The 14320-nt window shown below is 32.2% G+C and carries 9 protein-coding genes and 3 pseudogenes; 4 read left to right on the top strand and 8 right to left on the bottom strand.

Annotation, left to right across the window (positions count from 1 at the left end):
• Window positions 1-29 precede the first annotated feature (29 nt).
• The 5 genes and pseudogenes from P3U61_RS11730 to P3U61_RS11710 all read right to left on the bottom strand — a co-directional run bounded on the left by P3U61_RS11730 (window position 30) and on the right by P3U61_RS11710 (window position 7705).
• A complete protein-coding gene (locus tag P3U61_RS11730; protein ID WP_000181735.1) occupies window positions 30-1823 on the bottom strand; it encodes an ATP-dependent helicase in 1794 nt (597 codons plus the stop codon).
• Window positions 1820-4009: an ATP-dependent nuclease gene (locus P3U61_RS11725; protein ID WP_000470931.1), complete on the bottom strand. Its 2190-nt coding sequence runs from the start codon at window positions 4007-4009 to the stop codon at window positions 1820-1822. The genes P3U61_RS11730 and P3U61_RS11725 overlap by 4 nt, the downstream gene beginning before the upstream one ends.
• Window positions 4010-4142: 133 nt before the next feature.
• Window positions 4143-5333, bottom strand: coding sequence for an IS256-like element ISLgar5 family transposase (locus tag P3U61_RS11720; RefSeq protein WP_000997694.1), 1191 nt, complete (start codon window positions 5331-5333; stop codon window positions 4143-4145).
• Between the two features lie 463 nt (window positions 5334-5796).
• A pseudogene (locus P3U61_RS11715) lies at window positions 5797-6934 on the bottom strand (site-specific integrase).
• Between the two features lie 528 nt (window positions 6935-7462).
• Window positions 7463-7705, bottom strand: coding sequence for a hypothetical protein (locus tag P3U61_RS11710; protein WP_233535993.1), 243 nt, complete (start codon window positions 7703-7705; stop codon window positions 7463-7465).
• A gap of 135 nt (window positions 7706-7840) precedes the next feature.
• Between P3U61_RS11710 and P3U61_RS12340 the strand changes: the two are divergent.
• From P3U61_RS12340 to P3U61_RS11695, 3 genes and pseudogenes are all read left to right on the top strand, one after another.
• Window positions 7841-8082 (top strand): annotated as a pseudogene (locus P3U61_RS12340) (terminase small subunit); the annotation flags it as partial.
• A gap of 239 nt (window positions 8083-8321) precedes the next feature.
• Complete coding sequence (locus tag P3U61_RS11700; RefSeq protein ID WP_063279069.1) at window positions 8322-8519, top strand: hypothetical protein; 198 nt, start codon at window positions 8322-8324, stop codon at window positions 8517-8519.
• A 229-nt stretch (window positions 8520-8748) separates the two neighbouring features.
• Window positions 8749-9294 (top strand): hypothetical protein, encoded by a 546-nt coding sequence (locus P3U61_RS11695; RefSeq protein ID WP_063279064.1) that lies wholly within the window; start codon window positions 8749-8751, stop codon window positions 9292-9294.
• A gap of 593 nt (window positions 9295-9887) precedes the next feature.
• Here P3U61_RS11695 and P3U61_RS11690 read toward each other — a convergent pair.
• Window positions 9888-10031: pseudogene (locus P3U61_RS11690) on the bottom strand (site-specific integrase); the annotation flags it as partial.
• Window positions 10032-10601: 570 nt separating this feature from the next.
• On the opposite strand from P3U61_RS11690, the gene P3U61_RS11685 reads away from it, so the two are divergent.
• The gene (locus P3U61_RS11685; RefSeq protein ID WP_159461111.1) at window positions 10602-11453 is read left to right on the top strand and encodes an Abi family protein; all 852 of its coding nucleotides are present in this window, start codon (window positions 10602-10604) and stop codon (window positions 11451-11453) included.
• 407 nt (window positions 11454-11860) lie between these two features.
• On the opposite strand, the gene P3U61_RS11680 is transcribed toward P3U61_RS11685, so the two are convergent.
• Both P3U61_RS11680 and P3U61_RS11675 read right to left on the bottom strand, forming a co-directional pair.
• Window positions 11861-12775, bottom strand: a complete 915-nt coding sequence (locus P3U61_RS11680) for a TDT family transporter (protein WP_014614890.1) — start codon at window positions 12773-12775, stop codon at window positions 11861-11863.
• Between the two features lie 409 nt (window positions 12776-13184).
• A complete protein-coding gene (locus P3U61_RS11675) occupies window positions 13185-14186 on the bottom strand; it encodes a thermonuclease family protein (protein ID WP_233506563.1) in 1002 nt (333 codons plus the stop codon).
• Window positions 14187-14320: the final 134 nt, after the last annotated feature.

Below are 14320 nucleotides of genomic sequence, written 5' to 3'. Positions count from 1 at the left end.
ATATTTAAAACAACGACTACCTAGGTATTTTAAATATTATAATCAAATTCTATTTTATCTAATAATTGAGTGGGATAAAGCAAGTCTCCTTTACTCGTAAAATAACCCACCTCTGAGAAAAGAAATAAATTATTTTTTGCTCTTGAACAAATTACGTATAGTAGTTTTCTCGCTGAACTAATTCCTTTATCAGAAACATTAAAAATTTCATTCCAATGAGGAATTTTCCCGTTTAGAAGATTAATAGCGATAACAGTATCATACTCATTTCCTTTAACTTTATGTGCTGTAGTAAGTGTGATACCATCTCGAGATTTAAACATCTTCTTAAAACTAGATACACTACTAGATAATGAATTATTTTTTATCCGATCTTCTACTTCGTTAATAAAAAATAGATAGTGCTTAAAAATAGACGGGTAATTTTTCTCGTCAATATTAAGATTAACAAATATATGTTTGGTAACAAATTTGTATAAATCAACACCGTTGTCGTCTCCACTATACATTCTTTTCACACTGTTTATTAGCTGTAATAAATCTAAGTCAATAAAATAATCTTTAACTTCTATTCCAAATTCATTTTTTAATATAATTAAAATATCGTTTGCAATTAGCTTTCTTCTTCGAACCTTTTCACCTGATTCAGTAAAGTACAAAATTGCTAACTTGAAAAATAAACTATGATTATTTACCTTAATTGGTGATATATTTATAGCATCAAAATTGCAATACGGTAATTCTTTCTTTAAATACTCACCCAGTGAAAACAGAGGATAGTGTTGAGGAGCAAGTACACAAATATCTTTTTCATGAATGCCGCTTTCAATCTTTTCCTTTATTATATTTTTTATTATGTTGGGTAAATCCTCCTTAGTAACTTTGCAATCATAACTTATAAAACCACGGTCGTTTTTATTATTCCCTCTGCTTTCAATCTCGTAAGGACAACTCTGAAAATTAGAGTAGAAGTCTACTAATCTCTGATTAGACCTGTAACAGCCATGTAGCGTCTTTGATTGAAAAGTGTGACTAGTTAGCATTTCTAGTTCTTCAACTGATTTAGCTATACCATCTAATGATCCATAAATTGCTTGGTCAATATCTCCAACAAACATTGACTGAATTTGAGGGTTGTTTTGAAGTAATTTAGCTATTACATTGTATTGTAATTCTCTAGTATCTTGAAATTCATCCACATAAATCGCCCTTATATTACTAGCAATATTACGTGCAACGTTACTGTTTACAGTTAAAATTTTATACGCTACTAGTAAAATCATATCAAAATCAATTTCTTTATTTTTTTCCAACATAGTGTGATACATTTCAGAAACTTGAGTATACTGAACTTCATTAATTTTAAAATCATGAGAAAGTGACAAATCAATTTTGTTCAGTTCATACGTTTTGAGATTTAAATTCAGCATATTATTAATTTGGCTGACGTAAGCTCTTTGAGTATAATCATCAATAATTGTAAATCCTTTTGATACTCTTGAGAGATTCATTTTAAAAGGATAAATAATAAATTCAAGACAAAACTGATGTATTGTCCCCACCCAAATATTAATATCATCATCTATACTAAGTAAACTTAGGCGTTCCTTAATTTCTTCAGCAGCTCTATTAGTGTATGTGATAGCAATTATTCTTTTTAGTGATCCATCGTGTTTAATTGCTTGGTAAGCAATTTTCCTTGTAAGTACCCTTGTTTTCCCACTCCCAGGACATGCATTTACATAAAGGTTATCTTCACTTTCCACAACATCTTTTTGTTCTAAATTTAAATCATTTACGATTTTTTCGAAGATATTTGTCATTTTGAAACCTCAGCATAAAGTATTTTTGTGTAATTTTCTATCTGATTGATTAGATACACAACATCCTCATCTTTACCAAAGTACTCTAATAAAGAAATTATTGCTATATTCAAATCAGCTGTATCACTTGTTTTTAAACTAGCTGATAAAGCTGACAATTCTGTAGTTTCCTCGTACAAGTCGATTGTATGGAGTAGAATTTTTTTATAAATTGAGAGATCTACTATTTCCTGACATGCAAAAGCAATAGCATTAAGAATATACTTAGGAATTTTGATTAAAAAGTCAATTTTTTCACCTAACTCAATTGCAAACCACCCCTTACCAACATGATTGGCTAGTTTTAACATCGCTAAATTTCTTTCTAAATATTGTTCACTTTGTATTTCTTCTTTATAAGCAGTTATTGTTTTTTTATCTTTGAATGCGTCATCTATAATTGGACTGACATAAGTTAGAATATTTTCTTTATTCACATCTAAAAACTCAATTTCAAATGTTGTATTAGCATAAAAACAATTAACCCAATTGTTTTCATTAAAAAGGGAGGATAATTTTTCTTTTCTTGCTTGACCTTTCTCTTGTGCAGTGCTTTTATACAATCGATGTTCTGATGGGATTGCCTGTTCATCTAAATCAGTTACAATAGCACACTTTCTCTGTATTCTATCATCGTCAAACAAGCTAGCGATATATTCAAACGAAGTACTACCAACATTAATCAAACCTATTCCAAGTTCGTCTAAGTTTATACCAAATAATTTTTTTACTATTTGAGGAATAAGTATTTCTTCAGCATCTCCTTCAACTAAGATAACACCTTTAGAAAAAAGCAATCCATTTCTTTTAACATCTAAATATCTCTCTACTGCGTTTATTAGATTTAGATTGTTCTTTTTTAACTTTTCTTTAGCAAATGAGTTCAGATTATTTGCTGGATTCATAACGATAGATTTGCCATTAAACGATTTTAATACATTCATCCGAGATATTTCAGACACTTCAGCTAAATGTACAGAATGTGTGGTCATGAGAATCTGAGTATAGTTTTTTTGAAGATTTAATCCTTCGAACAGAGTTTTTTGAATATGATGATGAATATGAGCTTCTGGTTCTTCAATCAACATAATATTAAGTAGTTCTCTTGAACGACACGCTTCAAATTCGACTATTTTCAAAGCTAAATAAATCATATTTAGATGTCCTAACCCTAGTAAGTCTAAGTCGATATTTTGTTCTGGCTTCATTGAAAGAAATTTTGCTAAAGAACCCATATCATCTGACATAGTTGAGGAAAGAAGAAGATTAGGAGAATACACTGAACCAATTATGCTATTTAGTTGCCGATTAATATTTTCGCCAATTTTCCTAATTTCAGGAACACTGGTAATAGTCTCATTTAATTGCTGTATAATTGTTTTTAATGACTCAACATTATCTGATGATATTTTTGATTCAATTGTTTCCATGATTCTTTTGACTGGGTTTCGATTGTTTTTCATTTCTCTAAGAACATCTCGAAGAGCGTCAACATAAACAACCGAAATATGCTTGAAAATATCTGACATGTCAATTCTTGAGCCCAACAGAGCTTCATCGTCTTCTTCAGGATTACTAGCTATATTGTCATTGAGTCTTCCTACCAATTTATCATAATTTTCATTGATACAGAAATTTAGATTTGATTTAGATGTGTAGTAAAATTCATAGTCGGATAGACGAATAGAATTTCTAAATTCGTTAAATTGATGAGAGTCTAATTCAGTGGAAATATCAAATAATTGCTTTCTAATAGCTTTGTTAGGTCTAATAAATAGAGAAATACTACCTACACCTTTATCTGCATTTGAAATCAATTCTTCTAAGATTGTTTGACTTTCAGAATTTAAAGAAATGGAAGCACAAATCTCATTGTCAAATTCTTCTTCGCTGATTCCTTCAAATGTCGCAGAGATAATAATCCAATGCCCTTGCCACCCATTTTGAATTCCATGAAAAAAATCTGATTCTTTTAGTGTTTTACTACTATAGTAATAACTATCATCTAATAAGATTCTCAATGCAGTAAGAGCATTGGTTTTCCCTGAATCATTCTCACCTATAATAGTATTTGTCTCATTATCGAATCGAAAGATTTCGGATTCATAATTTCTAAAATTTCGAATTTGAAGAGTAGATATAAACATAAGCAGATCTCCTAACTATTTAATTAATATGATTATATAGTAAGTTTATCATAAATTATGTTAGTAAAAGTTCTCATTATAAGGGAGCGTCAATAATTTTGTGTAAATGATTCTTCCCTACTGCAGATTGTTTCTAATTCTCAATCAGTTGGCTTAGCATTTGTTCGAGCTCGCCTTCGGCCTGTTGGAAACCTTTATGACTGCGACCTAGGAATTTTTGGTTGTAAGTATCAAAAGACGAGACTAAGAAACGTTCCATCGACTCTTCATTTTGGAACTGTTCCTTGCGGTGGCTGTATTTCTTGATTTGTTTATTAAAGGATTCAATCAAGTTCGTAGAATAAATACTCTTGCGTATGGCCAAGGGGAAATCATAGAAAGTGAGCAAGTGATCGTTCGAAAGAATCGATTCAACCACTTTTGGATAGCTGGTTTTCCATTTTTCCGCAAAAGTACCACGTGCTTCCAACGCCACCTCTTTAGATGAGGCTTGATACACCATTTTAAAATCATCACAGACTTCCTTACGATCATCGACACGCACTTTATGACTGATATTACGGGAAACGTGTACACAACAATGTTGAAAACGAGCTTTGGGATAGAACCGACTAATCGCTCCTACCATCCCCTTTAAGCCATCCGTGATGAACAGGAGGACATTTTTCAAACCGCGCTCTTGAAGGTCCAATAAAATTTCCTCCCAAATCGTGATGGATTCAGTCGGTGCAATCGCATAGCTCAATACTTCCTTTGATCCGTCCGGGCGAATGCCAACTGCGATATGAATAGCTTCCTTGGCGACGGTTTTCCGCTTTAACGGAATATACGTTGCGTCCATATAAATAGCAGCATAACGGTCATGAAGCTCCCGCCCATTAAACGCCGTTACCTCTTCTGTAAATGATTTTGTTATATTGGACATGGTTTGGGGCGTGTAGTAATGCCCATACATTTTCTCAATCAAGTCTGCGATTTCCGACATGGTAATACCTTTTCGGAAGAGGTGAATGACGGTCTCCTCTAACGTGTCATTCGTCCGTCTATAAGCAGGAACAGTCTGTTGCTTGAACTCACCATTGCGGTCGCGCGGAATCTGGAGATGAAGTTCCCCATACTCGGTCTTGACCGTACGGTCATAGGAGCCGTTACGAGAATTACCCGTGTTAAAACCAATGCGATCATACTTTTCGTAATCTAGGAAAGCCGTTAACTCCGTTTTGAGAAGCGTATTGACTGCTTTCTCCAAATGGACACGGAATAATTCATTCAAATCGCCTTTGTTCGCTAGAGTCTTTAGAATTTCTGTAGTAAAATCGTTCATAGGGAAGTCCTCTCTTCTGTGAATGTGTTGTGGTAACTCTATTCTACAGAAGGGACTTCCTTTTTTCTATTTACACAAAATATTTTACACTCTCCATTATAACAATTGGGTTAAAAAGAAAATAGATAGTATTCTACCTCATATTTATTTGAAAGTAATATATAAAAGACGTTCAAATTCGAACGCCTCTCGTTAACCAAATATTGGATTCAGAATCTAGTTTTCATATATAAACAGAGTATGATTAGGTGCAAAAATTGCACTTTTATTGCACTTTTATTTTTATTTATAGTGTTTTACTGTTCTGTATATTGTTTTAACTCCCTTGATAGTATCGCATTCTGTTTTATACACTTTACGTTGAAAACAGAGTGGGAATAATGATATAATACAATTAACAGGCTAGAAATACCGTTGTGATGCGGTTTCTAGCCTTTTTTATTTGGCGTTGAATACGTTAATGCTAAAAATTGATATCATTTGCGAACTTTTCAGCCACTTGGTCACGCTGTTTTTCAGTGACGTGAGCATAAATATCCATATTGGTTTTGATGTCGCCGTGTCCTAATCTATCTTGTACTTCTTGGATAGATAACCCCGCTTCAAATAAAAGTGAACAATGAGTATGTCTAAAATCATGTACTTTAATACGTTTGAAATGATGCTTATCACACATTAAGTCTAATGCTTTATTGCAATGCTCGGGATATAGTGGTTTATTATCACGTACAGTAGTAAAAACATATTGATGTTTGTCAGAGGTATTGTGACCATATTTAAGGGACTCCACTCTTTGATGAGTGCGCCATGATTTCAATACATTTGCAGTTTTATCATCAATACTTATTGTTCTATGGGATGATTTAGTTTTAGGCTCTTGTATTACCAGTTTATAATTTGCACCTCTTGCGCAAGTTTTATTAATAGATATGGTTTGTTTAGTAAAGTCAATATCGTTCCATGTTAAAGCCATTAATTCCCCACGTCTAAAGCCAGTAAAAGCTAATGTTCGAAAAATAGCATAATATAATGGGTCATCTTCAACAAAAGTTAAAAACTGTTTCAATTCATCACTTGAATAATACTTCATAGACGCGTCTTGTTGCGTTTCTTTTTTTCTAGGTGCTTTTGTATGTGTAAATGGATTATCAGCGATTATCTTAAGGCTTACGGCATATTTAAACACATTAGATGTGTATATTCGTATAGCTTTAATATCAGAGTACTTTTTGTTCCATTTATTAATAACTTTTTGGCAGTATGGCACGGTTATTTTCTTAATAGGTATATCATTAAAATGTTCTAATATAGCTGTATCAAATAAAGTTAAAACACGTTGATATGTGCTTTCTCTTACAGTATTTTCGTACTGTTCAAGCCATAGTTTATAAACTTCTTCAAACGGTTGTTATATCGTTGTTTAAAAAGCCGTTTTGACTCACCTCTGTTTGAAGTCTTGCCTCAGCAATCTTTGCCTCTCCTTCAGTCTTGAAGCCCCGTCTCGTTGTCCGCTTCTGTTTACCCGTAATAGGGTCGGTACCTAAATAAGCCACGAACATATAGGCTGTTGTACCGTCTTTCTTTTTGTATTTCTTAATCATGTAGATCAATCCTTTCATCATGCCCGCATGCGTGAGATTGGATTGACACGCCTACTACGGAATGGTTACCGTTTGGCGTGATGATTAATTATTTTCTTGTCCAAGAATGAATTTTCTGTGTTCTTCTAATCTATCTTGATATTTATATAAGTATATTTTATACATTGGCTCACCATCAATTGCATCATAATGATAGTTAGGAACTAGGCGTGAACTAGGCGTAATTTTTCTCCTATATTTAAAGCCTCTTCTTTTAGTTATTCAATTTCTTCTAACGCTTTTTTCTATTATCATGAGTCTCCAAGTTTTCAAACATTAAAGCAATATATTTTTCGTGAAATTCAGCTATTTCTTCAATTGTCACCTTACTTAGGTTGTCATTTAATTTTCGTTTTTTGGCTAAAGTTTCATAATTTGTTTTTGACTTGTTAAATGAATTTGACAAAATTTGTTTATACAAATCTAGTACGTATTCATAACTTATTTCGTTAATATCAATTTTTGCCTCATTTAATAATTCTAATATTTTTATTGTTTCATCATATAAATCGTAGGACGAAAAGTATATATCACTTTCGTTATAGTAGGCTTTTTGACATAGCTATACATTTTATCGGATATAGAGAAATCGTTTAAAGTTGGACTGTAACCTTTTCCTTTAATCTCGTCTGAAATTCTATGTACAACATAACTAGGTACACCCAATGCTTTGCTATAGGTTTCAATTTCATTAACACCTATATTTCTTTTTCCATTCTCATGATTTGATATAGTGTTCTGACTAAAGCCGGTTTTTTTTGCTCAACTTACTTTGGGTTATATTGAAGTATTTTCTTAAAGCCTTAATAATCTTGCCGTAATGTGTAGGTAATTCTGACATTTAAACCAATGTATTTAATGAGTAGAACTGCAATAGGAGAAGAAACTGAAACGAGAGAAGTTGTCGTTAAACGTGGTGAGTATGTCCGTAACCCAGATACAAATAGAATGAACGTAATTTATAACGAGCATGTAGAAACGATGATGTACCAGCTAAAATAAGTGATCGTAACAAAGCGCGTGAAATGTTAGCGAAGTATCATAGCTTATTTACAGATAAATTAGATGTGAGTCTTGTGACACCAGAATTTGTTGATGATATTCAGTAGATGATTAATGCAGAACCACTGCCTTTTATTAGGTGGCGGTTTTTTATGGAAAATTGAATACAGTGTTAAATGTTAAAAATTTATTCGGGGATACTCAAGAAAGAACTAGAGAAAAAAAGAATTGGAAGAGCTTGCTGGCGTTATTAACAACAGTGATTAGCAGAGTCCAAGTTTGGACTTTGTTAATTCAAATGATAGTATATTATCTAATGAAACTTATCCAGTTAAGGAGGTTTATTATGAGCGGAAAAGATCATAACATGCCTAAATCGCAACAAACGTTATTAGCTATAATAACTTTTGTGTTTTTACTTGAAATCATACTGACAGCTTTTTTCATTTCATTTAGTTCGCCTTTTTTCAAAGGATTAACGATTATACATGGAATATTAATTGTTGTATTTCTTACTAGGCAGATCAAAAGAAAAGGTTTTTGATATATTAATAGAATTATTTTTAGTATGTGAACACCCTTATTATTTAGGGTGGTTTTTAATAAAGGTTTTTGTGTTAAATATGATGTGAATTTGCTAAAGCGGACTATGTAATTAAGAATTAGTGTTTAGATATCAATAATACAGTTGAAAGAAAACTATGATATGATACGTTAAATATAGGGATGTTTATTAAGGGGTTGTTTAAATTCTGAATAAAGGGGTTTTTACAATGTACAAAAACTTAAGAAAAATTGCCACTGCTAGTATTGCGACCTCTCTTTTGATTGGGCCTGTTTATTTTACGGTAGAATCAGGTAAAGCTAATGCTGAAACTGTTAAAGCAGTTGATGAGGAAATGAAACAAAGAGAAAAAATTGGAAATGCTTTATTAGAAGAAATAGATAATAGTAAACAAGACTTTAAAGAACCGAGTGTGGCTGAAAAATTAAAAGGACAAGTTAGAGATTATAAAAATGGGGTAGCAGAGAGAGGTAAAGCTACTGTAACGGCGAAAGCTGGAGCTAAAGCTATAAGAGCTACTGTTAATAAAATTGGAGAGAAAGCTTGGAATAAATTAGTTGCTAAAATAGAAAATACTACTGGTACAAAGTTAGTCATGTTCCATTATCAAAGTATTAATAAGTTTTGTGACATTTTAACGGGGTTTGAAGGTAATTTAGCTGATGGTATAGCTACAGGATTAACTAATAATTTTGGTTTCAATAAACAATTTGCTTATATTGTAGCTAGAGCATTCATTGCTATTGTATTGTAGGTGTACTTGTGATGAGCACTAATAAAAAAATCTATTTGGCGTTTTTAGTAATAACTTTTATTATTTATATATCTTTACCTGTTATTATTGGGGAGAATACATTTGATGCTCGCTTGTTTGTTATTTTCCCTTTACTGTTTTTTGGAGCATTCTTGTTTTCATCTAATAACAAAAAGAAATGAATGAACACCCATAATTTAAGATGGGTGTTTTGTCCTTTGAAATAAACACAACTCATGCTGGGTTATATTTACTGATATCGAAGTCGTAATTTAATATGGCTCTTTATTTATGTTTTAGAAATCAGTGAATGGGTAAAATTAAGTATCTTGTGACTAACCACTTATAAAATTCTCCCACACGTTGCAGGCAGTGAATACGTAATTGAATACGTTAATTATGAAGTGATGTTAATTGATGAGAAGTATTAAGTTATAAAAACACTGCAACATCAATTGTTATAAGATAATATAAACTAACGAAAAACACTCATTTCATCGAGTGGGAATAATATATAAGCATAATAAAAGAGTTAGAAACGTTGCTATAATGCACTTTCTAGCCTTTTTTATTTGGCGTTGAATACGTTAATGCTAAAAATTGATATCATTTGCGAACTTTTCAGCCACTTGGTCACGTTGTTTTTCAGTGACGTGAGCATAAATATCCATATTGGTTTTGATGTCGCCGTGTCCTAATCTGTCTTGTACTTCTTGGATAGATAACCCCGCTTCAAAATAGTGTATTCTAAGCCACCAATTCTCAACATAATGGGAAAAGCTCAGCGTAGTAGTTTTCACTAAGGTTTTGACAAGGTGGGGAAGTCGTAAATCACAACGTCATGTGTAGGCTACTACACCAACCATATGGCTATCATAGCAATGTGGATATGAATAAAGGGGAATTTCTAAAAAGAAGCGTATGCGTCGTTCTATCCGGGTATTCATCTGACGCCCGTCATTTTGTGCGGGGTCTGTGAGTTACCTACCACACTTGGACAAGTAGACAAAAGTGTCTTGTCGTGATTGTTAAGATATGCGATATATTCACAAGTAAAACCCTAGCAAAAGATAACATAAAATATGACTTTACGATTTGAAGGTTAAAGAACGTGATGCCAATAGTGGAAATAAGAAAGTGGATAAAAACATTAAAATTACCTAGCACTATCTTGTAGTTTTTAATGTATAATATGTGTAATATCCTAAAAAAGGTAAGGTTGTACAATGTCGTTATCATTCAAATCTCTTATAATTTATATGAAGTTTAAAGGTGTAAAATTTATCTATATTAATGAAATAGAAGCCATGAGAATATTAGAATTTAAAAATTATTATTACAAGCTCAATAGTTATGTTGATAACTACCCAAAACAAATAGTAAGACATCAAAGTCAGTTAGTTGAAAGATATCAAGAAGTGGATTTTAAAAATTTAGTGGATTTAGCAAGTTTAGATATGAGATTGCGTTATATTATAATAAAATTTTGTTTGGACATTGAGCACTCTATCAAGTTAAATATTATGAGGTCAATTACATATTTAGAAAACGAAGATGGCTATAAGGCTGTACAACGCTTTTTTGGCTATGTGAGACAGACGTCAAAAATAAAAAATCCATATAAAAAAATGATGGAATATTTGAGTTATGATACATATAGAAAGTTAGATTATGATAAGTATGAACAAAACACGCCTATATGGTTTTTAATTGAGCATATACAGTTTGGCAACTTGTGTTGGTTCATTGAATTTTATTATAATACGTATAAAATTGATGAGTTTAAAGAATTGAGCAAAACGGTGCGATTTGTAAAAAACATCAGAAATAAAGCTGCACATAATACCCCTATATTAAATAATATTGTTTTGAAAAACCAAATTAATGGCAATAATAAAAGCGTGTTAATAACACAATATGCGAAAAGTTTAGGTATTCGTAAACAAACTTTAGATAAAAGGCTTAGTAATTACAATATTCATGATATTTTAGCAATGCTTTATGTTTACGATAAAATAGTTGTGAACAAAAATATGAGAGCACGTAGAATTGATGAACTCAATGCCTTCATGGAGTATGCTCGAAAGAATAAACATATATACGACGAACGCTTTAAGTCAGTATATAATTTTTTTAGTGAAGCACTTGCTAATTACTAATCTTTACTCTATTATTGTTATTAAGGAAATAAACTATATGTTTGTAGGCCCTGCGTCGTAAGATGTAGGGCTGAGTTTTTGTGTATGTATTAATTTATCTTTAAAATACATTTCTTGGTGAAAGTAACAGATTATAACCTCACGCATGCAGGCAGTGAATACTTATTTGAATACGTTATTTAGTAAGTAATGTAAATTGACAGGAAGTACTCACATATCAAAACACTGATATATCAATCTTTATAGGCTATTACAAATTAATGAAAACTTACCCTTTCATTGAGTGGGAATAATATATAAGCATAATAAAAGAGTTAGAAACGTTGCTATAATGCACTTTCTAGCCTTTTTTATTTGGCGTTGAATACGTTGATACTATAAACATATGCTTCCCAAGTGCCCTATTTTTAGGCTTGTTTTAAAAAGAAATGCATGTAACCGAAAAGCACCCTAAACACAATTAAGGTAGCTAATAACATTTCAAAAAGTAACAGCCATTCCCAGATTTCAGGAAATGCCAATACTGACATACTGTTTTTTAAAGCAGTTGCTGAGATGACTAACGGAAATGTAAAAGCTGAAAACACTGGTGAAAAAGGTGCTTTTAATAATTGTGGTAACTGTAAAACGATATAAAAATAAAAAAATTGAGACAATACTAAAAAAATAATGATGATGTAACTATTCGCATTAGGAAAGGTAAGCACATAGGCCGCTGCCACTAAAGAAAACGGTGCACAAATGGTAGAAGTATTGGGTTTGATAGATCGTTGCAATGGATATGCTTTTAACCGCTTAAATACAATAGGCAAAACAATACAAGTGGCTAGAAAACCATAGATAACGCTAGCTTTACCAATGATATAATAGCCGCTCACTGGTGCAGTCAATCCAGCAATTGCAATACCAATATAAAGGACAGTCCATGATGGATAAACATTCTCGAGAGTAAAACGTTTTAAATACTTCATTGAAAAAATAGTCATATGTAGTAGCATTCCAATAAGGCACACAACCCATAAAGGGATAATGAACTGATTGATGACAGTGACATTGCTAAAAAACGTATTTAAATAAGTAGTGACTAAAAATCCTGACATGAAAAATGTGGTGAACACAGATGCGACCAGAGGGTTATTCAATTGATCTTTAACATGATTAAAGTTATGAAACATACTGTATAACAAGTGAAGCCAAATTAAAATAGCTAAGATGCCACAAATGGCGTTTAAAATAAGAGAAATGTCTTTCAAGAGATTCCCTAGTCCCAACAAACCTAAAATCAATCCTGATGTTGCTAAAGGCGCTTTTTGAAGTTTCATCATTGACAACCTTTCTTTTTGTGATTTTCTTCACTAATTATACCATGATATTAAGAAACGATTAATAAGAAAAATTATTTTTTTGTAATTCGAGATGAGGTTGTCCTGACAATGGTCTATTGTTTTTGATTAATTGAATAATTTGATTTTGCAAAATGAGGGATGTGTATGTTAATCAAAATGTTTTCTCATATTTGTAGGTATGAAATCAACTGTTGAAAGCGTGGAGGAATAGGGAGAAATATCCATTTGTTAATGATGGGACGACAATCTTTATCAATTCATATACATTCGTGCAACACATCGATGACACTAACCAGAAAAAGCAGGCTAGAATAACTGTTGTGGGACAGCTTCTAGCCTGTTATTTATACATTTTGGAAATTCATATGTGCGCACTTGCTAAATATTAGTGGGTTTCACAAGCATGCCCATCGTGATTTCTATCTAAGCGACGTTGATAGGCTGGATGACCGAGTGGGACCCCACCAGGATAAACTTTATTAAGCTCAGTACAGTTTTTAAACCATGTTTGCTGAGGTGCAACATTTTGATTTGGCGTCGATTGTTGAGGCGCTGTGTAAGCTGTGTTAACTGAAGCGGTATCTTGTGCAACAGTATCAGTTTGCTCAGACCATATGCCTAATCTTTCTTGTTTTGCTAAGGCTTCAGCTGCTTGCAAACGCTCTAAATATTTAGTGTTAGGTGGGTAAACATAAGCGACTTTTGCTAATCCTTCTCTGACTAAGATTTCATTGACTAATTTGCCGTCAACAAATACATAGGCTAAGTCTCTACCATACTTATCTGTTTTAGGACCAACATCATATTCAATTTCAATTTTTGTTGCGCTACTCAACAGTGATTTTGTTCGATTGGAGGCTTCTTTACCAAAAGGTTGAACACCTAAACGCGGATGTTTTGTTTCGGGCGTATCTATCAATAAATAACGCACGGTTTTAATTTTGCCATCAATATTGAATTTTGAGGTATCACCATCAATATGTTTAACGAATAGAGCGGCAATTAAGTTATCTGACGTACTTTGCTTGTTTTCGTGATTCGACTGATGTTCAGATTGTGATTCTTTTTCGCTTGATGTTGAATTTGATCCATCATCTTTTTTGCCTTTTTTATCTCTATCTTTATCTTTTTCTTCATTCTTTTGTTTTTTATCTTTTTCTTCCTGGTGGGTTTGACTCGTATGTTTTGCACTTTTGTTTTTATCAGTGTCCGTCATTCCCCCAACTATAACAAATAGAATGATAAGAGGGATGAAACTCATTCCATATTTTTTTAAGGTAGGCTTTACGGGTCGTTTCCTAATTAATGTGAAAATCACTTTAAGAAACAGATAAACATTGTAGAGCCAAACAAAGAATAATAACATTGTAAAAATGAGATATAACATAATTTCTCACATCCTTCACCGATTTCTTTTTATTATGAAGGTGAATTAAGTTTATGTAAACAAAATTTGATATAAAACTATATATTTAACACAGAAAAGTAAAAATTGAGTTAATAAGACGTTGGGGATCAAAC

Origin of the sequence: Staphylococcus pseudintermedius, assembly GCF_034042775.1 — a bacterium.
In the GTDB taxonomy this organism is placed as follows: domain Bacteria; phylum Bacillota; class Bacilli; order Staphylococcales; family Staphylococcaceae; genus Staphylococcus; species Staphylococcus pseudintermedius.
The sequence above is the reverse complement of the archived record's forward strand: the minus strand, read 5'-3'. Positions and strand labels throughout refer to the sequence as shown.